21 protein-coding genes are annotated in these 22,509 nt (G+C 64.7%); 3 read left to right on the top strand and 18 right to left on the bottom strand.

Annotated features, from left to right (window positions below):
• The 7 genes from C935_RS0109825 to rnhB all read right to left on the bottom strand — a co-directional run bounded on the left by C935_RS0109825 (position 1) and on the right by rnhB (position 8,330).
• On the bottom strand, positions 1–393 hold the full coding sequence (locus C935_RS0109825) for a DUF1987 domain-containing protein (protein ID WP_018862330.1): 393 nt from the start codon (positions 391–393) through the stop codon (positions 1–3).
• The gene (locus C935_RS0109820; RefSeq protein WP_018862329.1) at positions 393–986 is read right to left on the bottom strand and encodes a SiaB family protein kinase; all 594 of its coding nucleotides are present in this window, start codon (positions 984–986) and stop codon (positions 393–395) included. Before C935_RS0109820 ends, C935_RS0109825 begins: the two co-directional genes overlap by 1 nt.
• Complete coding sequence (locus tag C935_RS0109815; RefSeq protein WP_026278755.1) at positions 979–1,674, bottom strand: ABC transporter substrate-binding protein; 696 nt, start codon at positions 1,672–1,674, stop codon at positions 979–981. The genes C935_RS0109820 and C935_RS0109815 overlap by 8 nt, the downstream gene beginning before the upstream one ends.
• A gap of 183 nt (positions 1,675–1,857) precedes the next feature.
• Positions 1,858–3,087, bottom strand: coding sequence for a tRNA lysidine(34) synthetase TilS (gene tilS, locus C935_RS0109810; protein WP_026278754.1), 1,230 nt, complete (start codon positions 3,085–3,087; stop codon positions 1,858–1,860).
• Positions 3,088–3,124: 37 nt separating this feature from the next.
• The gene (locus C935_RS0109805) at positions 3,125–4,090 is read right to left on the bottom strand and encodes an acetyl-CoA carboxylase carboxyltransferase subunit alpha (RefSeq protein WP_018862326.1); all 966 of its coding nucleotides are present in this window, start codon (positions 4,088–4,090) and stop codon (positions 3,125–3,127) included.
• 158 nt (positions 4,091–4,248) lie between these two features.
• Positions 4,249–7,728 carry a DNA polymerase III subunit alpha gene (gene dnaE / locus C935_RS0109800; protein WP_018862325.1) on the bottom strand — a complete coding sequence of 1,160 codons (3,480 nt, stop codon included), beginning with the start codon at positions 7,726–7,728 and terminating at the stop codon, positions 4,249–4,251.
• Positions 7,725–8,330: a ribonuclease HII gene (gene rnhB / locus C935_RS0109795; RefSeq protein WP_018862324.1), complete on the bottom strand. Its 606-nt coding sequence runs from the start codon at positions 8,328–8,330 to the stop codon at positions 7,725–7,727. The genes dnaE and rnhB overlap by 4 nt, the downstream gene beginning before the upstream one ends.
• Positions 8,331–8,485: 155 nt before the next feature.
• On the opposite strand from rnhB, the gene C935_RS0109790 reads away from it, so the two are divergent.
• From C935_RS0109790 to lpxB, 3 genes are read left to right on the top strand one after another with little or no spacing between them, the layout of a single operon-like run.
• Positions 8,486–9,499 (top strand): Gfo/Idh/MocA family protein, encoded by a 1,014-nt coding sequence (locus C935_RS0109790; protein WP_018862323.1) that lies wholly within the window; start codon positions 8,486–8,488, stop codon positions 9,497–9,499.
• A complete protein-coding gene (locus C935_RS0109785; RefSeq protein ID WP_018862322.1) occupies positions 9,496–10,593 on the top strand; it encodes a DegT/DnrJ/EryC1/StrS aminotransferase family protein in 1,098 nt (365 codons plus the stop codon). The genes C935_RS0109790 and C935_RS0109785 overlap by 4 nt, the downstream gene beginning before the upstream one ends.
• Positions 10,594–10,613: 20 nt before the next feature.
• Positions 10,614–11,768 carry a lipid-A-disaccharide synthase gene (gene lpxB, locus C935_RS0109780; RefSeq protein WP_018862321.1) on the top strand — a complete coding sequence of 385 codons (1,155 nt, stop codon included), beginning with the start codon at positions 10,614–10,616 and terminating at the stop codon, positions 11,766–11,768.
• Between the two features lie 20 nt (positions 11,769–11,788).
• Here the strand turns inward: lpxB and lpxA are convergent, their stop codons facing one another.
• From lpxA to pyrH, 11 genes are all read right to left on the bottom strand, one after another.
• The gene (gene lpxA, locus C935_RS0109775; protein WP_018862320.1) at positions 11,789–12,571 is read right to left on the bottom strand and encodes an acyl-ACP--UDP-N-acetylglucosamine O-acyltransferase; all 783 of its coding nucleotides are present in this window, start codon (positions 12,569–12,571) and stop codon (positions 11,789–11,791) included.
• Positions 12,568–13,026, bottom strand: coding sequence for a 3-hydroxyacyl-ACP dehydratase FabZ (gene fabZ / locus C935_RS0109770; RefSeq protein ID WP_018862319.1), 459 nt, complete (start codon positions 13,024–13,026; stop codon positions 12,568–12,570). The genes lpxA and fabZ overlap by 4 nt, the downstream gene beginning before the upstream one ends.
• Before the next feature lie 66 nt (positions 13,027–13,092).
• Entirely contained in the window at positions 13,093–14,094 is a 1,002-nt protein-coding gene (gene lpxD / locus C935_RS0109765) for a UDP-3-O-(3-hydroxymyristoyl)glucosamine N-acyltransferase (RefSeq protein WP_018862318.1), read from the bottom strand.
• 4 nt (positions 14,095–14,098) lie between these two features.
• Complete coding sequence (locus C935_RS0109760; RefSeq protein ID WP_018862317.1) at positions 14,099–14,635, bottom strand: OmpH family outer membrane protein; 537 nt, start codon at positions 14,633–14,635, stop codon at positions 14,099–14,101.
• 19 nt (positions 14,636–14,654) lie between these two features.
• A complete protein-coding gene (bamA, locus tag C935_RS0109755) occupies positions 14,655–16,997 on the bottom strand; it encodes an outer membrane protein assembly factor BamA (RefSeq protein WP_369771394.1) in 2,343 nt (780 codons plus the stop codon).
• 32 nt (positions 16,998–17,029) lie between these two features.
• Entirely contained in the window at positions 17,030–18,391 is a 1,362-nt protein-coding gene (rseP, locus tag C935_RS0109750; RefSeq protein WP_018862315.1) for an RIP metalloprotease RseP, read from the bottom strand.
• Entirely contained in the window at positions 18,388–19,593 is a 1,206-nt protein-coding gene (gene ispC / locus C935_RS0109745; RefSeq protein WP_018862314.1) for a 1-deoxy-D-xylulose-5-phosphate reductoisomerase, read from the bottom strand. The genes rseP and ispC overlap by 4 nt, the downstream gene beginning before the upstream one ends.
• Before the next feature lie 22 nt (positions 19,594–19,615).
• On the bottom strand, positions 19,616–20,449 hold the full coding sequence (locus tag C935_RS0109740) for a phosphatidate cytidylyltransferase (protein ID WP_018862313.1): 834 nt from the start codon (positions 20,447–20,449) through the stop codon (positions 19,616–19,618).
• Positions 20,442–21,194 carry a polyprenyl diphosphate synthase gene (gene uppS, locus C935_RS0109735; protein ID WP_018862312.1) on the bottom strand — a complete coding sequence of 251 codons (753 nt, stop codon included), beginning with the start codon at positions 21,192–21,194 and terminating at the stop codon, positions 20,442–20,444. The genes C935_RS0109740 and uppS overlap by 8 nt, the downstream gene beginning before the upstream one ends.
• 14 nt (positions 21,195–21,208) lie before the next feature.
• A complete protein-coding gene (frr, locus tag C935_RS0109730) occupies positions 21,209–21,766 on the bottom strand; it encodes a ribosome recycling factor (RefSeq protein WP_018862311.1) in 558 nt (185 codons plus the stop codon).
• A complete protein-coding gene (gene pyrH / locus C935_RS0109725; protein WP_018862310.1) occupies positions 21,759–22,496 on the bottom strand; it encodes a UMP kinase in 738 nt (245 codons plus the stop codon). Before pyrH ends, frr begins: the two co-directional genes overlap by 8 nt.
• Positions 22,497–22,509: the final 13 nt, after the last annotated feature.

Here is a 22,509-nt window from a genome sequence, read left to right as displayed (position 1 = left end):
TCATGATGTCGGGCACATACGGTAGTCAGCGTGGGCAAAGTCCTCGGAAAAGTCCTCGCCGAACTCTTCCATCGTCTCGTCATCCTCGTGGTAGCACCAATTGATCCGTACACTCATGCCGGCCTCCGCGGCGTCCTCAAGGATCTGGAAAAGGTTCATCAGGGCCTTCGCGGTCGAGCTGTTGAAGTAGATCATCTCGACGCTGAACTCCAGCGACTCGCTGGCCCGCTCCTCGACCGCCTGACGCAACCCCTGGGTTAGGGGCCCATAGAAGCTCGCGGCGTCCTCCGGATAGGACTCGCCGGCGATGCGATATTGCCCCGCCGCGAAATCGAACAGGACCTCCGGGGTGCGGTCCGTTGCCTCGTGTCGAATGGGGTCCAATGCTGCCATCAGATATAGGCCTTCAGTACAAAATAGGAATACGCGTCGGAGAGGTGCTCGAAATCGAACTGGATCGGCTCGCTCGCACGGCGCGCGATCTCGATCAGCCCGATGCTGGCGCCTTTACTGCCCTCGTCCGGCGGCTCGCGGAGCTTTTCCTTGTAGAACCGCCTCAGGGCTTCCGGGTCCATCCCCTGCAACTCGCGGAGCCGCCCGCCCAGAGTATCGGCGTCTTCGCGGGCGATGATATTGCCGCAAATCACGAAAAACCGGCCTTTTTCGGAACCAACGGTAATCATTCCCGAGCTCAGTTCCACCGGCGGTTCTGCATCATGCTCGATGCGTTCGGCCGAGTAGCGGATGATGTTCTGCACCTGCTCGACGAACACCGAGAACACCCTATTCACGGTCTTGTTGTCCGTCGACTCCAGCCGGATCTTCTGGCGCAGCGCGTCGCCGAGCGCCTTCAGGATGCCTTCCGAGATATAGCCGGTGAACGAAAAGATGATGCCGCGCCGGGTCATGTTGCGCTGAAAGTCCAGCACCTCTTCGGCGATCAGGCCACCCCGATCGGCTTCGCGCTGCGTGGCGAACTCAGTCATCCGCGCCTCCGTTACTGTCGAGTACATCACTGACGATCGCTGCGTAGCGGCCATCCTCGCGCATGGCATCCAGCGCGACCTGGAGGCGGTCCAGCCGATCGCGATCGGTATCCCGGTGGCAGGCGAGCGACATCACCGTGTCGTTGAAGGCAAACAGCGAGCGCAGTTCGCCGATCTCTTCCAGACGCGCGTACCAGGGTGCGAGATGCTCGCCACTGACCCAGACATCAATCCGGTCGGCCGCGAGCTTACGCGCATTCAGTCGGTCATTGGGGGCGGTATCGACCTCAATCCCCCGTGCCTCGACATATAACGCGACGGCATCATCCCGGTAACCGCCCACTCGATAGTCGTGCAGGTCTTCGAGCGAGTACGCTGCGACGTCGGAGCCCTCAAGGGCATAGGCATGCCACTGATTCTCCACCAGAGGGCCGACCCACTCGAACAGCTCTTCGCGCTCCGGCGTGCGGGTCGTGGAAAACACGCAGGTGTCGGGGCTCGACTGCGCTTCGGCGTAGGCGCGACTCCAGGGCAGCAAGCGGATCTCCGCCTCGATCCCGGTCTCCTTGAGCAGCTGGTTCATCACGCGCACGGAGATACCGTCGAGCTCGCCATCCGGCGTCTCGAAGTTGAATGGCGGATAACTCTCGGTGGCCAGGTTGAGGCTTCCGGCCTGCGCCGATGCGATACCCAGCACCGCGACCACAAGCGCAAGCCCCTGGGCACATTCTCCGACCCGACGACTGATCGATCTCACACTTGGGGCCCCTAAAAAGCGTGACGAAGCTCAAGCATTGGCTTTTACGATCGCCCCGTCAACTGCGCCGAAACCACAGTGTCGGGCGCCGCGCCATCCTGGGGCGCTCAACCGTCAGAGTCCCAATGCCCCATCCCGCCAGACAATGGCCACGACGTGCCTGTCCGATCGCCGCATCACCAGCGGCAGACGTTCGCGCTCCCATGGTGGAACACCCCTCTCCTGCAGCAGCTTTTTCAAGGGTCGACGCCCCGCCGGAGTCACGACCGTTTCGCCTCCTGCGCGATAACCAATCTCCAACTCTTCCAGAGGGTCCACACCCAAAGCGCTCAGCGCCGCGCGCTCCAGCACGCGGCCGTCCGCGAGTGTCAGGCGCGCTTGCCCCGGTGGCCAGGGGGTTACGTCACCCGGCCCGGGTGGATTCGCACCAGGGGCTTGGGTGTGGATCATGCCCCGATAGACACCCATCCAGCCGCCCGCCCAGCGCAGCTCGGGACTGCGATCCGGCGCATGGGTTTCCAGTTGTCGGCAGTACTCTTCCAGCCGGGCGTGCCCCGGGGGACTTAGGCCCTGTGCGCGCAACCATGCTCGCATCCGTGCCCGCCGCTCTGCCGCATCCAGACCCGCCAACGCAGCAACAGGCAACGGGGCGTCATCGGGGAGTTGCTCATCCAGACTCGCCAGTCGGTCGACAGCCTCCTGCTGCCAGCGGGCACAGCGCGCCAGGGATTGATGAACCGGGAAGCGTTCCGCCAGCCGCGGGAGGATCTCGCGGCGCAGGAAATTGCGATCGAAGCGGGTGTCCTCATTGCTCGGATCGTCGTACCAGCCGAGCCCCGAAGTCCGTGCGTAGTCCGCGATGGCCTCGCCCGGGACCTCCAGCAGCGGCCGCCCCAGCCAGGTATCTCCTTCGCGACGCATTGCCCGCATGCCCTGAAGGCCCTCCGGCCCGCTCCCGCGCAGCGCGGCGAGCAAGAAGGTCTCAGCCTGGTCGTCGGCATGCTGGGCGGTCAGGATCAGGTCCCGTCCCCCGAGGCCCTCGCGCAGGGCCGTGTAGCGTGCACGGCGCGCGGCAGCCTCCGGCCCCTCGGAGGCGTCATCAAGAACGGTCACCTTGCGTACGGTCAGCGGTACATCCAGCACCTCGGCAACGCGCACACAGAACGCCGCCTGCGCATCGGCATCCGGTCGCAGACCGTGATTCACATGCCAGGCCTCAAGCCCTTGAGGGCGCAATCGCGCGAGCGCATGCAGCAAAACAGAGGAGTCGCGGCCGCCGCTAAAGGCAACCCGCAGGGAAGTAGAACCGGGGTGATCCTGCAAAAAGGCCCGAACGGCGACCATCACCGGGTGGGCGCGATCCGGCCCCCGGCCCGATGTCTCAGGAGGCGGCTTCCTGGAAGGCACCGTAGTCCATCAGGCGGCGGTAACGCCGATCCAACCGCTTGGCCGGGTCCAGCGCCTCCAGGCCATCGAGGGTTTCCAGCAGTGCCGAGCGCAACTGCGCCGACATCGTCTCGGGATCGCGATGGGCGCCGCCCAGCGGCTCGGGGACGATGCGATCGACCAGCCCCAGATCGTGCAGGCGCTGCGAGGTAATACCCAGCGCCTCCGCCGCCTCGGACGCGCGTTCGGCACTCTTCCAGAGAATGGAGGCACAACCCTCCGGTGAGATGACCGAGTAGGTCGAGTACTGCAGCATCAGCGTGGCATCCCCGACCCCGATCGCCAGCGCGCCGCCCGAGCCGCCCTCGCCAATCACGGTCGCGATGATCGGCGTATCCAGCCGCGCCATCACCATCAGATTGCGGGCAATCGCCTCGCTCTGGCCGCGCTCCTCGGCACCCACGCCCGGATAGGCGCCCGGGGTGTCGATAAACGTGAGGACCGGAAGCCGGAAGCGCTCGGCCGTCTCCATCAGTCGCAGGGCCTTGCGATAGCCCTCCGGGCGCGGCATCCCGAAGTTGCGGTAGACCTTCTCGCGCGTCTGGCGGCCCTTCTGGTGGCCAATGATCATCACCGGGCGCCCGTCGAGGCGCGCCACGCCACCGACAATCGCTGGGTCATCCGCATAGGTCCGGTCACCGTGGAGCTCCTCGAACTCGTCGAACAGCTGAGGGATATAGTCCAACGTGTACGGGCGCTTCGGATGGCGCGACATCTGCGCGACCTGCCAGGGGCTCAGCTTGGCGAAGATGCTCTCCGTCAGCGAACGGCACTTCTCCTCCAGGCGCTGGATCTCTTCCTGGATGTTGACCTCGGCATCGTCACCCACATAGCGCAGATCCCGAATCTTGGCTTCCAGTTCGGCAATGGGTTGTTCGAAGTCGAGAAAATCCGGATTCATGCAGGGTCCCGCGTCGGAAAGATGGGCGTCAGGCGCGGAATTGTAACCAATTACCCCGCACTTCGCTGCCGATTCGAGACCGACCGAGACCTGTCCCCGAAGATGCGGCCGGACCATGCGTCCCTCCTGGCCGCCCGATTCCGCGGGACTCGGCGCCTTCAGCGACCGTACAGGATCTGGGCCTCGCAGTCGGGGCCCAGGGTCTGCTGCAGATTGCGCAGCAGCCGCTCGTCCGGACGAATGGCCCAGGCCTCGGGCAGGCTCAGATCGGCCTCGACGCCATCCCGGCGATAGCACAGGTGGACCCGGCACTGGCCATCGCGATGCTCTTCCATCAGGCCGCGCAGGTTTTGCACCTGTTCCGCGCGCACCCCCTCCAGGCACAAGTGCAGGGCGCGTGCCCACTGCGCCCGTGCCTCGTCCAGGGTGTACACGGCCCGGGCGCGCATGCGGATGCCGCCGGCATAGTCATCCAGCGTCACCGTTCCCTCGGCCACCAGAAGGGTGTCCGGCTCCAGCCGATCGCGGTAGGTATTGAAGTCGTCGTTGAACAGCACGATCTCGGCACGCCCGCTGCGGTCATCCAGGGTCGCGATCCCCATGCGCCCGTTCTGCGTATTGCGTACCCGTACTCCTACCACCAGCCCGGCGATGCGCACGGTCTCGGGGCGTCCACGTCGCCCCTGCTGGCCGCTGTCATCGGGCCGCTGCTCCAGCTTCGCCTCCAGTTCGGCGAACGTGCTGCCCGTCAGCCGCTTGAGCTCGGCACGATAGCGTTCGACCGGATGCCCGGTCAGATACAGGCCCAGTGTTTCTTTCTCCCCGCGCAGGCGGTCGTCGTCCTCCATCTCCGGCAGGGTCTCGCTCTCCGGGACGACGGCGGCGGCCGGATCGCCAAACAGATCCACCACGCCCAGGCTCGCGTTTCGCTCCGTCTGTTCCGCCGCGGCGACGGCCGTGGGGATGTCGTTCAGCAGCGTCGCGCGGTTCGCGCCAATCGCATCCAGCGCACCCGCGCGCACCAGTGTGTCCAGCACCCGCTTGTTGAGCTTGGACAGGTCCACCCGCTGGCACAGGTCGATCAGCCCGTGGAAGGACCCGTCCGCGGCACGTGCCTTCAGCAGCGTGTCGATCGCGGACTCGCCCACGCCCTTGATCGCGCCCAGGCCATAGACCACGGTCCCGGCATCGCGACAGGTAAAGCGGTAGTCCGACTGGTTCACGTCGGGAGGCAGGACGTCCAGCCCCATATTCCGGCATTCGTCGATCAGGCCCACGACCTTGTCGGTGTTGTCCATATCCGCGGACAGCACCGCCGCCATGAACGGCGCCGGGTAGTGCGCCTTGAGCCAGGCGGTCTGATAGGCGACCAGGGCGTAGGCCGCCGAGTGCGACTTGTTGAAGCCGTAGCCGGCGAATTTCTCCATCAGATCGAAGATGTAGGTCGCGGTCCCCTCCTCGACCCCGCGCCCCAGTGCACCCTCCATGAAGATCTGGCGTTGCTTGGCCATCTCCTCGGGCTTTTTCTTGCCCATCGCGCGCCGCAGAAGGTCGGCTCCGCCCAGGGTGTAGTTCGCCAGCACCTGGGCGATCTGCATCACCTGCTCCTGGTACAGGATGACCCCGTAGGTCGGCTGCAGGATCGGCTCCAGGTCCGGATGCGGGTATTCCACCTGCGCGCGGCCATGCTTGCGGTCGATGAAGTCGTCCACCATCCCCGACTGCAGCGGGCCCGGTCGGTACAGCGCCACCAGCGCAATGATCTCCTCGAAGCTGTCCGGCTGCAGGCGCCGGATCAGGTCCTTCATCCCGCCCGATTCCAGCTGGAACACGGCAGTGGTCTGGTAGGCCTTGAGCAACTTGAAGGTTTCGGGGTCATCCAGCGGGACCGCGTCCAGGTCGATACGGGCCTCCGGGTCCATCTTGCGCACGTTCTCGACCGCCCAGTCGATGATCGTCAGCGTGCGCAGTCCGAGAAAGTCGAACTTCACCAGCCCCACGGCCTCGACATCGTCCTTGTCGAAGTGAGTGACCAGCGAGCCGCCGTCGTCTTCGCAGTACAACGGCGAGAAGTCGGTCAGCGCCGACGGTGCGATCACCACGCCGCCGGCGTGCTTGCCCGCGTTGCGCGTAAGCCCCTCGAGCTTGAGCGCCAGATCGATGATCCCGCGCACCTCCTCGTCCTGGTCGTACTGCGCCTTCAGATCCTCGCTCTCGGCCAGGGCCTTCTCCAAGGTCATGCCCAGCTCGAACGGAATCAGCTTGGCGATGCGGTCGACAAATCCATAGCCATAGCCCAGTACGCGGCCACAGTCGCGCACAACCGCCTTCGCGGCCATGGTGCCGTGGGTGATGATCTGCGAAACCTTGTCGCGCCCGTAGCGCTCGGCCACGTAGTCGATCACGTCATCGCGTTTCTCCATGCAGAAATCGACATCGAAGTCGGGCATGGAAACGCGCTCAGGATTAAGAAATCGCTCAAAGAGAAGCTCGTAACGCAATGGATCCAGGTCGGTAATACCCAGCACATAGGCGACCAGCGAGCCTGCACCGGAGCCGCGCCCTGGCCCCACCGGGATGCCGTTGTCCTTGGCCCACTGGATGAAGTCGGCCACGATCAGGAAGTAGCCGGGAAAACCCATCTGGCAGATCACGTCCAGTTCGAGCTTCAGGCGTTCTTCATACTCCGAACGCTCGGCGAACTGAAAACGTTCCAGCCGGGCGTCGAGCCCCTGCGCGGAAATCTCGCGCAGGTGGTCCTCGACCGTGTAGCCTTCCGGCACCGGGAAATCGGGCAACACAGACTCCCCAAGCGTCAGGCTGACACTGCAGCGACGCGCGATCGCCACCGAGTTCGCCAGGGCCTCGGGGATATCCGAGAAGCGTTCCGCCATCTCCTCCGGGCTGCACAGGTACTGATGCTCGGAGTAGCGCCGCGGGCGCGAGGGGTCATCCAGCGTGGTGCCGTCATGGATGCAGACGCGCGCCTCGTGGGCCTCGAAGTCCTCGGCCTTTAGAAAGCGCACGTCGTTGGTTGCCACAACGGGCAGATCGAACTGCTCCGACGCCGCCAGAGCCTGCTCGATCCAGGCCTCCTCGCCCGGGCGCTCGGTGCGTGTCAACTCCAGGTAGAAGCGTCCGGGAAAGCGCCGTTGCCAGGGCTCGAGATCATCGGGGGTCAGTGCGCGCGCAACTCCCGACCCATTCACGAACAGGCCATCGATGCCGCCCGACAGTGCGATCAGGCCCTCGGCCGCGCTGTCCAGCCATTCGGCGTCGATCCGCGGGATGCCCTTTTCCTGACCTTCCTGCCAGGCACGCGAAATCAGTCGGGTGAGGTTGCGGTAGCCGGGGTCGTTCTGCGCGAGCAGGGTCATGCGCGCCACGCTCCCGTCTGCGCGGGCGTCCCGCACCAGCAGATCGGCCCCGATAATCGGCTGCACACCCTGAGCGATGGCCGCCCGGTAGAACTTGACCAGCCCGAACAGGTTGCAGTGATCGGTCACCGCAACGGCGGGCATGCCCTTTTCCGCCACCGCCGCGACCAGCGGTTTCAGGCGCACCAGCCCGTCGATCAGCGAGTACTCGGAGTGCACCCGCAGGTGCACAAAGCCGGGATCATGCAATTCGCCGCTCACGCCTCTTCCCCCGCGACATCGGCCAGCGCCCGCGCCACCGGCCCAAAGCTGCGGCGATGCTCCGTACACGGCCCAAGGCGCGCCAGCGCGTCGCGGTGGTAGGCCGTCGGGTAGCCTGCATGGCGATCGAAGCCGTAGTCGGGATAGCGCTCGTGCAGGGCGGACATCTCCGCGTCACGCGCCACCTTGGCGATGATTGACGCCGCACTGATCGCCGCCACGGAGCCATCCCCCCCGACGATCGCCTCGGCGCTCCAGGGACCCTCTGGTGTGAAGCGGCCGTCAACCAGCAGGTGATCAGGCGGCTGCGACAATGCGGCCACCGCGCGCTGCATCGCCAGCAGGGTCGCGCAATGGATGTTCAATGCGTCAATCTCGGCCGCCTCGGCCCGCCCCAGCGCCCAGGCCACTGCCCGTTCGCGAATCTCGACATCCAGCGCCTGCCGGCGCCGTGCCGAAAGCTTCTTGGAATCGGTCAGTCCCGGTGCTTCGAAACCCTCCGGCAGGATTACCGCGGCCGCCACCACCGGCCCGGCCAGCGGGCCACGCCCCACTTCGTCGACGCCCGCGACCCAAGCGTTTGCCACCCTGTTTGCGGACATCGAACCCCCGATCGGGCCTGGACACCAAGGGAACACTGACACCCGTGTTTCCCTGGACAATAGCGGGAATGGATCGCGGACATGCGCGGTCCGGGCGATCCGTTACAATAGCGCCGGAAATCCTAGCACACGCCCCACGAACCTCGAGCCCGCCCATGTCTCAGAATCCCCTGCGCTGCGCCGCGATCGGCGTCGGTCACCTTGGCAAGTGGCATGCCGCCAAGTACGCCGCCCTGCCCGACACCGATCTGGTCGCCGTAGCCGATGCCGACGCCGCCACCGCCGAGCGTGTCGCCGCCGAACATGGCTGCGCCGCGGTCACCGATCACCGCGAACTACTTGGCCGCGTCGATGCGGTTTCCATCGCCGCACCGACCACCCTGCACTACGACATCGCGCGGGACTTTCTCGACGCCGGGTGCCATGTTCTGGTCGAAAAACCGATCACCGCTACCCTGGAACAAGCCGAAGAACTGAATCGGCTGGCCGAGGCCAAGGGTGTCGTCTTGCAGGTCGGTCATCTGGAGCGCTTCAATGCCGCTCTGCGCCGGCTGACTGACGATCCGCTGCATCCGCGCTTTATCGAATCGCACCGCCTGGCGCCCTACAAGCCCCGCGCGACCGACGTCTCGGTAGTGCTGGATTTGATGATCCACGACATCGACATCATCCTGTCCCTGACGGATTCGCCGCTGACCGAGGTCCGTGCCTCTGGCGCCCGCGTGCTCACGCAGGACATTGACATCGCCAACGCCCGCCTGGAGTTCGCCAACGGCTGCGTGGCGAACGTGACCTCCTCGCGCGTGAGCAACAAGTCCGAGCGCCGCATGCGCATCTTCCAGTCGCACGCCTACGCCTCGGTAGACTTTCAGAACCGCATCCTGTCGCTGAACCGCATTGGCGAGCTCGACCCGGAGACCGGCGCCCCCGAGATCCACCGGGACGAAAGCGTGTTCGACGAGGCTGATGCCCTGCTGGCGGAAATCCGCGCCTTCGTGGCCGCCGTGCGTGGCGAAGGGCCGGTTGTAGTCAGTGGCCGCGACGGACAGCGGGCACTGGCCACCGCGGACCAGATCACCGCGCTCGTCTACCAGAACCTCAATGTGATGGGCCATGCCGATGGCCCCCACAGCCACCTCGACAACCCCCGCACAGGAGTCAAGCCGTGATCCCGATGGTCGACCTGCAGCGCCAGTACCAGAGCCTGCGCCCTGAAATCGATGCCGCGCTGCAGGAGGTCCTGGCCGGGGCCCGCTATATCCTGGGCCCGAATGTCCAGACGCTGGAAGATGAACTGGCACGCTATCTGGGGGTGGACCACGCAATCACCTGTGCCTCGGGGACGGATGCACTGCACCTGGCCCTTGCCGCCGGGGGTATAGGCCCGGGTGATGAGGTCATCACCACGCCGTTCACCTTTATCGCCACCGCCGAGGCGATTCGCTATGTCGGGGCCGACCCCGTGTTCGTGGACATCGATCCCGACACCTTCAACATCGACCCGGAACAGGTGGAAGCCGCGATCACCGAGCGCACCAAGGCCATCATCCCCGTGCATCTGTTCGGACAGCCAGCGGACCTGCCGCGCCTGCAAGCCATCGCCGAACGCCACAAGCTGCTCATCGTCGAGGATTGCGCCCAGTCCTTTGGTGCCGCCATCGACGGTGCACAGACCGGGTCCGCCAGTGCCTTTGGCTGCTTCTCGTTTTTCCCGTCGAAGAACCTTGGGGCCTTCGGCGACGGTGGCTTGGTCACGACCAGCTGCCCGACCTCCGCCGAGGCCCTGAAGCGGCTGCGCAACCATGGCTCCAGCGAGCGGTACTACCACGACGAGGTGGGCTACAACAGCCGCCTGGACGAGATGCAGGCGGCGATCCTGCGCGTAAAACTGCCGCACATCGACGAATACAACGCCCAGCGCCGCCGCGTCGCCGCCAGTTACCGCAAGGGGCTGGAGGGCCTGCCGGTGCAGACTCCGCACGAGGACGGGATCGGCACACATGTCTACCACCAGTACACGCTGCTGACCGATCATCGCGACGCGATCATGCAGGCCCTGAAGGAGGCCGAGATTGCGCACGCGATCTACTACCCGGTCCCGCTGCACCAGCAAAAAGCCTTCGTGGACCTGCCGAACCTGCCGGAAAGTCTCCCGGTCACGGAGTCGGTCGCAGCGCGCTGCCTCTCCCTGCCGGTCTTCCCCGAGCTCGAGGACGAACAGATCGAGACGATCTGCGCCACGATCCGGCGTTCCCTGGCCTAGTCGGGGCAAGGCCCGGCCCCATGGAACGCCACGTGGTCATCTGCGCCGGAGAGAGCTCCGGCGATGCCCTCGGTGCCGGACTGGTTCGCGAACTGGCGTCCCTGGAGCCCGAAGTGCGCTACTCCGGCATGGGGGGCGCGCAGATGCGCGCCGCGGGCGTCGAGACGCTGATCGATGTCGAGGATCTGGCCGTGGTCGGACTCGTCGACGTGCTGGTGAACTACCCGCGCCTGCTGCGGCTGTTCCGGCGCATGTGTACCCACCTGGAGAATAACCGTCCGGACCTGCTGGTCCTGGTCGACTACGTCGAATTCAACCTGCGCCTGGCGGCCCATGCGCGGCGCCTGGGTATCCGCGTCCTGTTCTACGTGAGCCCCCAGTTGTGGGCCTGGCGATCCGGCCGTATCCGCCGAATTCAGCGGTGCGTGGACGCAATGGCGGTACTGTTTCCTTTCGAAACCGACATCTACGAACGCGCCGGCGTCCCGGTGCGCTACGTCGGCAATCCGCTGGTGGACCGGGTGCAGCCACCCTCGGTGCGCCTGGCCGAACGGATCTCCGTTGCCGAGGACGCGCGCGTGATCGGGCTCCTGCCCGGCAGCCGGAGCGGGGAACTCAAACGCCACTGGCCACTACTGGTCGAAACCGTGCAACGCATGCACCAGGAAGACCCCTCGCTGCACTTCGTCGTCGCGCTGGCACCCGGTGTCGACGATACACGCCTGGATGCGCTGGCCCCGCGCGACGGCCTGCCGATCTCATTCATTTCCGGAGAGGATGGAACACATGCGCTGATGGCGGACGCCGATCTGTTGCTGATCGCCTCGGGCACGGCCACGCTGGAGGCCGGTCTGCTCCAGGCACCCATGCTGGTGTTCTACCGGATGGGCGGCCTCAGTCATGCGGTCTTTTCGCGGCTGGTCAGCCTGGAAAATATCGCCCTGGTTAATATCGTCGCGGGGGAACGACTGGTACCGGAATACCTTCAACGCCAGGCCAACCCCGAACGCCTCGCGTCGGATGCGCTCGACCTGCTCCGGCACCCGGAGCGGCTCGGTGCGATGCGGGAATCCCTGGCCTCGATTCGCGAGCGCCTGGGGGACGGTGGGGCCGATCACCGCATCGCGGAAATGGCCCGGGAGCTGCTCAGCCAGGGGCACCTCTCCGCAGGCTGAACTCGCACGCAGTGTTCTCCCTAGTGCGGCCGCCCGCCACGGAGAATGCCCCGCTGGCTATTGCGCACGAAGCCGATCAGGTTGCGCACCTCCGGAACGTCCGTTTCGTCGAACATCGTCTCGAGATGTCGCTCGCGACCGGCCCGGCCGCGCATACCCAGAATAAACACACGATGCAGCGCCTGGATCGCCTCGTTGGAGAAGCCATTGCGGCGCAGCCCAACCTTGTTGATTCCGATTAGCCGCGCATAGTTGCCGCTGGCCAGACAGTACGGAGGCAGGTCGCGGTTCAGCGCCGCCCCCATGCTGGTGAAGGCAAAGGTTCCCACGCGACAGAACTGGTGCACCAGGGTAAAGCCGCCCAGTGTCACGTTGTCCTGAATCTCGACATGGCCGGCCAGCGAGGTCGCGTTGGAAAAGATGATCTTGTTGCCGATGGTGCAGTCGTGCGCGATATGCACATAGGCCATGATCAGATTGTCGTGCCCGATCACGGTCTCGCCCAGCCCTTTCTCGGTGCCCCGATGCAGCGTGACGGATTCGCGGATCACGTTGCGATCTCCGATCACCAGCCGCGTCGGCTCGCCCTTGTAGCTCGTGTCCTGGGGTTCCTCACCGATCGAGGAGAACTGGAAAATGCGGTTCTCGCGACCGATCTCGGTGGGGCCCCGAATCACTACATGAGGCCCCACACGGGTACCGGCCCCGATACGCACATTCGGGCCAATCACGCTGAAAGGCCCGACCTCGACCGAGGAGTCCAGCTCCGCGCTCGGATGTACGTCGGCCCGCGGGTCGATCACGAGGGGATTTCCTGCCCGGAACACATCAGCTGGGCCGTGGCACAAACGTCGTCACCCACACGGGCGACCGCATCAAAGCGCCAGATACCGCGCATGGTGCGCTTGAGATCAACACGCAGGTGGAGTTGATCGCCGGGCACCACCTGGCGCCGGAAACGTGCCTCGTCGATGCCCACGAACAGATACAGCTGTTGCTTGTCCTGATTCTCGTTGCGCGCCTCTTCGGTCTTGAACGCCAGGAGGCCGGTGGCCTGCGCCAGCGCCTCAAGAATCAGGACCCCGGGCATCACCGGCTTGATCGGGAAGTGACCCTGAAAATAGGGCTCGTTGATACTGACGTTCTTGATACCGGTCAGGTAGGCGCCGGCCTCCCACTCCAGTACCCGGTCGACCATGAGAAACGGATATCGATGCGGCAGATAGCGCATGATCTCCTGGACATTGAAGTCATCCACGCGGCATTCCTTTTTTGTTGATTCTGATGAGCCGAGACCAAAGGACGACTCCAACGCAAGCAGGACTCATGCATCCCGTGTCCGGGCAAGCCGACGCAGCCGCGCCAGCATTCGGTTCCACAACCGAGCTTCCTGGTGAGGCACACCGGATGCATACTCACCAGGCTGATCGATAGAGCGCGTGACGAGTGTCATCGCGTGCAGTGTCACCCGATCGGCGATGGTGAGGTGGCCGAGAATCCCGACCCCGCCCCCAATGGCGCAATGCGCCCCGATGCGGGCGCTACCAGCAATCCCCACGCACCCGGCTATGGCCGTATGGTCGCCAATCTGAACGTTATGGGCAACATGAACCAGGTTGTCGATCTTGACTCCGTTGCCGATCCGCGTGGACTCCAGCGACCCGCGGTCGATGGTGGAATTCGCCCCGATCTCCACGTCGTCCCCCACGCGGACATCACCCAGCTGCTCGATTTTCTCCCAGGTGGAGTCCGCCCCCGCCGCGAATCCAAAGCCGTCCGCACCCAGCACCGCGCCGCTGTGGATGATGGCTCGTCGGCCGACCTTCACCTCATCCAGCAGGCTGACCCGAGGATGCAGATAGCTCCCCTCCCCCAACTCGACCCGCTCGCCCAGCACGCTGTGTGCGCCAATCACCACACCCGCGCCGATCCGACAACCGGCGCCAATCACCACGCCGGGCCCCAACTCCGCATCGGCAGCGACGCGCGCGTCCGGATGCACGCGCGCGCTCGGATCGATACCCGGAACAACCGTCCGGCGCCCGGCACCAAACCAGCGGGAGACCAGCCCGTAGGCACGGTAGGGGTCATCGACGGCAATCCATGCTCGTGGCTGCCTACCGATCCACGCGACGCCTGATCGGGGCACCAGGACACAGCCGGCTTCGGTCCGCTCCAGGGCATCCCGATAGCGTTCGGGATCCGTGACAAAGGCCACGTCCGCCGGCCCGGCCTGAGCCAGGGTCGAAAGGCCCCGCAACGGGATATCGGGCGGCCCGGCGAGCTCGCCGGTCACGTACTCGGCCAGCTCCCCGGCGGTGATCACCCGATCAGTCGTCACGCTGCATTGCGGCAAGGATATCGTCCGTGATGTCGACCCGGTCGCTGGCGTAGAGCACGTTGCGTTCGGTCAGGATGACGTCGATCTCGCGTTCGCGCGCAAGTTCCACGATCGCATCGTTGATGCGCCGCTGCAGGCGGGAAAGTTCTTCGTTGCGTCGAACGTTCAGGTCCTCGCTGAAGCTCTCCTGTGCGCGGCGGAACTCACGGGAACGCTGGGAGAACTCGCGCTCGAGATCGGCCCGTTCGGAGGGGTTCATCATGTCGCCGTCCCGCTCGAGCCGGTCACGCATGCGCTGCAGTTCTTCGCGCTCGGCCACCAACTCGGCGTCCCGCGGCGAGAACTCCCGCTCCAGTTCGCGCATGGCCTGCTCGGCCTGCGGCGAATCCTCCAGGATCCGGTTCATCGTCACGAACGCCACGTTCTGGGCCCCGGCCTGTGCGGGGATAGCCAGCCAGCCAGCCAACAAGAGTACGGCGGACAGCACCAGGGCGCCGCCCTTCATGGTCCCACTGCGCTGACTCATCGTTTCTTGCTCCTCACGCTCAGAAGGACGCCCCCAGCAGGAACTGGAAGCGCTGAATATCGTCTTCCGGCTGGTCGTTCAGCGGCTCCGCAACACTGAAACTGAGTGGTCCCACCGGCGAGAACCATGTGATCGCAAACCCTGCGGAGGCCCGCAGTTCACCGGCATCCCAGTCGCCCGGATCGTTGAATACATTACCCGCGTCGACAAAGGTACTCATGCGTACCGCATCGTTGTCGGCCGCAAACGGCATCGGGTAGAACAACTCGCCCGAGATCGTGGTACGGAACCGGCCGCCGTACGGGTCGTCGTTGGAGTCCCGCGTGGCGGGCCTCAATTCACCGTCGAATTCGCGCAACTCGCGCTGATCGCCCAAACGGTTGTCTTCGTAGCCACGCACCGATCGGATACCACCGGCGAACAGGCGTTCATAGAACGGCAGCTCCGACCCGCCGTACCCGTCCGCGTAGGCGATGCCACCCGAAAGACTGAACGAGTAACGGTCCGATAAACGGAAGATCTCCTCACCCGAGTAAGTGAGCTTGTAGAACTCCCGATCACTACCGGGCACCGCCACTTCCAGGCCAATACGGTGTCGCCGACCCTGGGTCGCAAACGTAGTGCGATCCCGCGTGTCGTGGATGTAACTTGTCTCGATCTTGTAGAAGTTGGCGGAACTCCCGAATTCGTCGACTTCCGCGAAGATCTCGTCCGGGCTTCCCCGCCGCCCATCGCGGTCAACCGTATCGATATCGATGTGTTCGAATCCAGGTGCAATCCGGATCCGGTCGAATTCCGACAGCGGGATCCCATAGCTCACGTCAAACCCGTAGCGGTTCGAGGAGTAGCGCGAGATGTTCGCCCGCTCTGCATCAATCTTGCGATAGAAGACGGAGAACCCGCGACTGGCCCCGGCCGGGGTGAAATGCGGATTGGTCACGCTCATGCGGAAGATCTGGTTGACCCGACTGGTGCTGACCTCCGCATTAAAGCGATTCCCGGTTCCCAGGAAGTTGTCCTGCTGCAGCCCCGCCGTCAGCAGAACGCCCTGGTTCTGCGAGAAACCTGCCCCCAGTGTCAGGGCGCCGGATTGCTGCTCGGTAATCGTAATGTTCAGATCCACCTCGTCATCGGTACCTGGCACACGCTGCGTCTCCACGTTCACGCTCTGCACGAATGGCAGGCGCTGGAGCCGCACACGCGAGCGCTCGATCAGCGCCCCGTTGTACCAGGAGCTTTCCATCTGCCGCAGCTCGCGACGATAGACCCGCTCTTCGGTGTTCTTGTTACCAGTGATCTGGATACGGCGCACATACACGCGCGGACCCGGATCGATGAAGAAGGTGATATCGACCTCGCGGCTGTCCTCGTCAACATCCGGCACGGGATTGACATTGGCAAACGCATACCCGTCCTGCATCAACCGATTGGTGATCCGTTCGGCCGACTCCGTCACCTGGCTGCGGGAGAAGGGTTCGCCGACATCGATATCGACCAGTTCCTCCAGTTCGTCGCGCGAGACCACGAAATCCCCGGCCAGGTCGAAGCCGGTGACCGTATAGCGCTCCCCCTCGTCGACGTTAATGGTGATGAACAGGTCGCGGCGATCGGGCGTAAGCGTCACCTGGGTAGAATCGATATCGAACTCGAGAAAGCCCTCGTCGAGATAGTGCGAACGCAGCTTCTCGAGATCGCCCGACAGCTTCTCGCGGGAATAGTGATCGCGGCGGCTGAAGAACGCCCACCAGCGGGGTACGCCCGAATCAAAGCGGCGGGTCAGCTGGCGGTCAGTGAAGGTCTCGTTGCCCACCACATTGACCTGCTGGATACGGGCCACAGGGCCCTCGGCGATATCGATTTCGATATCCACGCGGTTGCGCGGCAGGTCAATGACCTCAACATCGACATCGACGTTGTAGCGACCGCGTGCGAAATACTGCTGACGCAGCTCGCTCTCTATTCGGTCCAACATCGTCCGGTTGAACACCCGGCCACTGCGCAGCCCGGCCGCCTCCAGCGCCTCGCGCAGGCCGTCGTCCGGGATGTCGCGGTTCCCGGAAAAGTTGATCTGGTTGATCGCCGGACGTTCCGAGACAATCACCACCAGCACGTTTCCGCGCCGCGCGATCTCCACGTCATCGAAGAACCCTGTCTGGAACATCTCGCGGATGATCTCCGGGCTCTGACTTTCGTCGAAGGTATCGCCCACTTCGACTGGCAGATAGCTGAGTGCCGTCCCTGCGGTAATCCGTTCCAGCCCCTCGATCTCGATGTCCTCGATCTGGTAGGTCTGGGCCCAGGCCGTACCCGCCAGACCCATAAGGCCGACCAGGGCCATTGCTCTCAAGCTGTTTCGCGACATGCTTTCCGCCAATCAGAAGGGCTGTTTCGGGGTCACCCGAACAGACGTGTCAAATCGTTGTAGAGGGCCAGCAACATCAACCCGGCAATCGCGAGGATTCCGAACTGCTGCCCGATAATCTGGGCGCGCTCGGAGACCGGACTCCCCTTTACCGCCTCCACCGCGTAATACAGCAGGTGGCCACCATCCAGTAGCGGGATCGGCAACAAGTTAATGATCCCGAGCGAGACACTTACCAGCGCCAGAAAACCCAGAAAGGCCGAAATCCCGATCACCGCGGTCGTACCCGCAAACTCGGCTATGGTAACCGGTCCGCTAATATTTTTGACCGACGCCTCCCCGGTCACCATGCGCCAGAGAATGCCGACCGTCAGTATCGAGACATCCCAGGTGCGGGCCACACCCGATACCATGGCCTCCATGGGGCCCTGGCGCACCAGTACAGCCATCTCGCGTGCTGCCGGCTGATCGGGATCGACCCCAGCGCCGATACGTCCTATCGTCTCGCCATTGGTTGCAACCGCATCGGGTGTCACCCGCAACTCGAGCGTCTGGCCGGCACGGTCAACCTGTACCACCTGTTCACGCTCCGGGCTGGCCTGAATACGACGCACCCACTCGTTCCAGTCGTCGATCGCGTCCCCATCAACCGCAAGAATGCGATCACCGGGCTCGAGTCCCGCCGACGCGGCCGGGCTGCCCGACTCGATCTGTCCAATCCTGGGCTCCAGTGCGGGACGGTAGGGCGCCAACCCAACCTGTTCCAGGAACTGGCCCTGGCCCAGAATCGCCTGGCGATCCCGCAGATCCAGCGTTCGTTCCACCTCACGACCATCGCGATCACGCACGAGAACCGGCACCGTATCACCCCGCACGGCGTGGTCAAGCAGACGCAGGTTCGTCTGCTCCCAGTCGCGTACCGAGCGGCCACCCACCGCGAGAATCTCCTCGCCGCGCTCCAGACCGGCGACCGCTGCCGGACTCTCCGGAGCAATCTCCCCGACCACCGGGCGTACACCCCCGACGCCGATCATGAACATCGCGGCGTAGGCGACAATCGCGAACAGGAAATTCGCCAGCGGACCGGCGGACACAATAAACGTACGTGCCTTCAGCCCCTTGTTGTTGAAAGCCCGATCCAGCTCCTCGGGCGCTACATCGCCCTCGCGCTCGTCGAGCATCTTCACATACCCGCCCAGGGGCAGCGCGGCCACGACGAACTCCGTGCGGTCCCGCCCAATCCGGCGACTCAACAGGGGGCGACCGAAACCGACCGAAAAACGCAGCACCTTGACGCCCATTGCGCGGGCCGCAAGGTAATGACCATACTCGTGCACCGTCACCAGAACGCCGATGGCCACGGCGAACGCCAGCAGACTGGTCAGCAGCGTCATGACACTGCCTGGCGCTGCAGACGCCCGATCTCGCTGCCGGCATGGGCCCGCGCCTCCGTATCCGCTGCGAGCACACGCTCGAGGGAATCAGCAACCTCGGCCGACAGCGCTTCCAGTGTTCGCTCGATCACCACCGCGATGTCACTGAATGCTAGACGGCCTGACAAAAAGGCCTCCACCGCGACCTCGTTCGCCGCATTCAGCACCGCAGTGGCGGTTCCCCCTCGCTCCATGGCTCGATAAGCGAGCCCCAACGCCGGGAACCGTTCCGGTTCGGGGTGGCGGAACTCCAGGGGCCCGACGCTCAGCAAATCCAGCGCAGACACCCCCGACGCCACCCGGTCGGGCCATGCCAGCGCATGCGCAATCGGGGTGCGCATGTCGGGGTTGCCCATTTGCGCGAGCACCGACCCGTCGTTGTACGCGACCATGGAGTGCACGATGCTTTGCGGGTGCAGCACCACCTGAATCGCCGAAGGCTCGACCGCGAACAGCCAGCAGGCCTCGATCACCTCCAGCCCCTTGTTCATCATGGTCGCGGAATCCACCGAGATCTTGCGCCCCATTTCCCAGTTCGGGTGGGCGCAGGCTTCTTCCGGCGTAATGTGATCGAACGTATCGAGAGGGCGATCACGGAATGGGCCGCCCGAGGCCGTCAGCCAGATCCGTTCGGCCCCATGGGGCGTCACGGCGTCGGCGCAAACGTAACCGGTCGGCAAGCACTGAAAAATGGCGTTGTGCTCACTGTCGATCGGCAGCAGGCAGGCCCCCGAACGGCGCACGGCGTCGATCAGCAGCGCGCCGGACATCACCAGTGCTTCCTTGTTGGCCAGCAGCACGCGCTTTCCAGCCTCGGCCGCTGCCAGAGTCGGCAGCAGCCCGGCCGCTCCGACAATGGCGGCCATCACCGCATCGACCTCCGGGGCCGCCGCCACCTCGGCCAGGGCCTCGGGCCCCGCTCGCACTTCAGTGGCACATCCAGCCGCCTCCAGTTCGCGCTGAAGCTCGCTCGCGGCCGTCTCCTCGGCCACCACGGCCACACGAGGCCGTACCTCCAGGCACTGTTCCTTCAACCGTTCGACATTGCGATGGGCGGTCAGGGCATGGACATGAAAGCGATCCGGCTGACGCGACACCACATCCAGCGTGCTGACGCCAATGCTGCCGGTGGAACCGAGTATGGTGATCCGCGTGGGGGTCATAACGTGCTACACCTGCGAGTTTTCAAGCCTCGGGCCCGAGGGCGGGCAACAAGGCCAGCCACAGCAAACCGGCCAGGAAGATCGGAGCCGCCGCGATCAGGCTGTCGATTCGATCCAGAATACCCCCGTGGCCGGGCAGCAAGGAACCGCTGTCCTTCGCCCCTGCCTGGCGCTTGAGGATACTCTCGAACAGGTCACCCACCACCGACACCAGGGCAATCAGCACCGACAGCAGCACGAACACCAGTGCATCCATGGGCACAAGGCCCCAGATACCGGCCACCACGACGGACCATGCGAACGCGGCGGCCAGTCCGCCAAGAAGGCCCTCGCGCGTCTTCCCCGGGCTGATATGCGGAGCCAGTGCGTTACGCCCGAAGGCCCTGCCAGCGAAATAGGCGCCGGTATCGGCCAGCCCCACCAAAACGATCAGGTACACCACCAGCAAGGGCGCCAGCGCGTGCAGCCACACCATGGCCATTCCCGCCGGCACCAGCGTAAGAACTGCCGCAACGGTGAGCAGTTTGGGCCGCGGCCCACGGCCATCGACCCCCGAGCGGTAGAACGGCAGCGCCAACACGATCAGAAGCCACCACAGTACCGCGAACAGGAGCACCACCAGATGCATCGGCTGCGCCAGCGTAATGCCCAGCGCAACCAGCGGAGCGACGACCAGAGTCACCAGCACCCCGCGTTCCCAGGCCGCGTGCAATCCGGTCAACTCACCCCATTCCCAGGTGGCCAGCCCAATCGCGGCCGCGATCAGCGCCAGCACCGCCCAGTTGGGCCCGAACGCAATCAGCGCCAGCGCGGGCAACCCGATCGCGGCAGCCGTCACCACGCGGGTCTTAAGCACCGGGAACCTCACTGGCCGAGGGCTTCCCGGCGGGTACACAACCAAAGCGTCGCTGCCGTCGCGCATACCAGGCGAGACTGCGCTCGAAATCTTTCTCGCCCACATCCGGCCAGTAGGTCTCGAGAAACAGGACTTCGGCATAGGCTGCCTGCCACAAGAGAAAATTGCTGATGCGCTGCTCTCCCCCGGTGCGGATCAGCAGGTCCACGTCGCTCAGACCGGCGGTACTCAGCTCGGCCGCGAAGGCCGCCTCGGCATTGCCATCGTGCTCCGATCCACCCTTGGCCGCCCAGCGCCGTGCCGCCTGGAGGATATCCCACCGGCCGCCATAACCCAGCGCCACCACCAGACACATGCCGTCATTGCCGGCCGTGGCCACCTCGGCCTCGTCCATGCGCCCCTGCAGGGTTGGGGGAAAGGTGGCGCGGTCGCCAATAAACCGCAGGCGAATGCCACGCTCCACTAGCTCGGGCAGTTCCGCCTCGATGGCCGAAACGAACAGTTCAAAGAGGGCCTCGACCTCGGCACGGGGCCGGCCCCAGTTCTCACTGCTGAAGGCAAACAGCGTCAGGGTATGGACACCGTGTTCGGCGTAATAGCGCACGGCCCGACGCGTCGCCTCCAGCCCCTCGCGGTGCCCTGCGGAGCGGTCCAGTCCACGGGCCTGGGCCCAGCGCCCGTTGCCATCCATGATGACGGCAACGTGGCCGGGCAGTGCGGGATCGGTAGCGGAGGTAACCGGCATGGCTGGATGGCCGGTCAGACTTCCATCAACTCGGCTTCCTTGTCCTCGAGCAATGCGTCGATCTTGGCGATGTGATCGTCGGTGAGCTTCTGCACCTGTTCCTGGGCCTTGTGCTCGTCGTCTTCCGAGATCTCCTTGTCCTTCACCGCCTGCTTGAAGGTGTTGTTCGCGTCGCGCCGGATGTTGCGCACTGCAACGCGCGCATTCTCGGCCTCGGCCCTGACCACCTTGACCAGGTCACGGCGGCGTTCTTCCGTCAGCGCCGGCAGCGGAACGCGGATCACCGTGCCCATGCTGGCCGGATTCAACCCCAGGTCGGAGGTCATGATCGCCTTTTCCACCTTGGCGACCATGTCCTTCTCGTAGGGGACCACGGCCAGCGTGCGCGAGTCTTCGGCGTTGATGTTCGCCACCTGATTGATCGGAACTTCCATGCCGTAGTAGTCGACATGCACATGTTCGAGCAGACTGGGGTGCGCGCGCCCCGTGCGAATCTTGGCCAATTCGTTGCGCAGCGCCTCGATGCTCTTGTCCATCCGCTGGCGTGCGTCCTTGATCGTGGCGTCAGTCATCTCGGGATCCCTCGACCAGGGTCCCCACCGGCTCGCCCATCACCAGCCGACGGAGATCCCCTTTAGCAAACATGTTCATCACGCGGATCGGCAGGCCGTTGTCGCGGCACATGACCAGCGCGGTCGTATCCATTACGCCCAGCCGCCGCTCCAGCGCATCGTCGAACGTCAGGCGTTCGAACCTGCGCGCATCCTTTCGCGTCATCGGGTCCGAATCATAGACCCCATCCACCTTGGTGGCCTTGATCATCAACTCGGCATTGATTTCGATGGCGCGCAGTGCAGCGGCGGAGTCCGTCGTAAAGAACGGGTTGCCAGTCCCCGCGGCAAAAACCACGATACGGCCCTTTTCCAGGTGACGCACGGCGCGGCGTCGGATGTAGTCTTCACAGACCTGGTTGATGCGGATGGCCGACATCACGCGGGAAAAACGGCCCGCGCGCTCGATCGCATCCTGAATGGCCAGGGCATTGATCACCGTGGCCAGCATGCCCATGTGGTCACCCGTGACACGGTCCATGCCGCCCTGGGCGAGACCGGCGCCACGAAAGATGTTGCCCCCTCCGATCACGATGCCGACCTCGACACCCATGCTCGAAAGCTCCGACACCTCTTCGGCGACTTGCGCCAGGACATCCGGGTCCACCCCGTAGGAGTGCTGGCCCATCAGGGCCTCCCCGCTCAACTTCAGAAGGATGCGCCTGTACGCGGGCTGCCTGTCCTGACTCATTGGGCTCCTTTAT

The organism is Thioalkalivibrio sp. ALJ3 (assembly GCF_000377205.1).
Lineage (GTDB): Bacteria > Pseudomonadota > Gammaproteobacteria > Ectothiorhodospirales > Ectothiorhodospiraceae > Thioalkalivibrio.
This window is presented reverse-complemented; position numbering and strand designations above follow the sequence as displayed.

Excerpts from the sequence above, each read along its gene's own strand:
- C935_RS0109825 (WP_018862330.1), bottom strand. The coding sequence starts at position 393 with ATGGCAGCATTGGACCCCATTCGACACGAGGCAACGGACCGCACCCCG.
- C935_RS0109820 (WP_018862329.1), bottom strand. The coding sequence starts at position 986 with ATGACTGAGTTCGCCACGCAGCGCGAAGCCGATCGGGGTGGCCTGATC.
- tilS (WP_026278754.1), bottom strand. The coding sequence starts at position 3,087 with ATGGTCGCCGTTCGGGCCTTTTTGCAGGATCACCCCGGTTCTACTTCC.
- C935_RS0109805 (WP_018862326.1), bottom strand. The coding sequence starts at position 4,090 with ATGAATCCGGATTTTCTCGACTTCGAACAACCCATTGCCGAACTGGAA.
- rnhB (WP_018862324.1), bottom strand. The coding sequence starts at position 8,330 with ATGTCCGCAAACAGGGTGGCAAACGCTTGGGTCGCGGGCGTCGACGAA.
- C935_RS0109790 (WP_018862323.1), top strand. The coding sequence starts at position 8,486 with ATGTCTCAGAATCCCCTGCGCTGCGCCGCGATCGGCGTCGGTCACCTT.
- lpxB (WP_018862321.1), top strand. The coding sequence starts at position 10,614 with ATGGAACGCCACGTGGTCATCTGCGCCGGAGAGAGCTCCGGCGATGCC.
- C935_RS0109760 (WP_018862317.1), bottom strand. The coding sequence starts at position 14,635 with ATGAGTCAGCGCAGTGGGACCATGAAGGGCGGCGCCCTGGTGCTGTCC.
- bamA (WP_369771394.1), bottom strand. The coding sequence starts at position 16,997 with ATGTCGCGAAACAGCTTGAGAGCAATGGCCCTGGTCGGCCTTATGGGT.
- rseP (WP_018862315.1), bottom strand. The coding sequence starts at position 18,391 with ATGACGCTGCTGACCAGTCTGCTGGCGTTCGCCGTGGCCATCGGCGTT.
- ispC (WP_018862314.1), bottom strand. The coding sequence starts at position 19,593 with ATGACCCCCACGCGGATCACCATACTCGGTTCCACCGGCAGCATTGGC.
- uppS (WP_018862312.1), bottom strand. The coding sequence starts at position 21,194 with ATGCCGGTTACCTCCGCTACCGATCCCGCACTGCCCGGCCACGTTGCC.
- frr (WP_018862311.1), bottom strand. The coding sequence starts at position 21,766 with ATGACTGACGCCACGATCAAGGACGCACGCCAGCGGATGGACAAGAGC.
- pyrH (WP_018862310.1), bottom strand. The coding sequence starts at position 22,496 with ATGAGTCAGGACAGGCAGCCCGCGTACAGGCGCATCCTTCTGAAGTTG.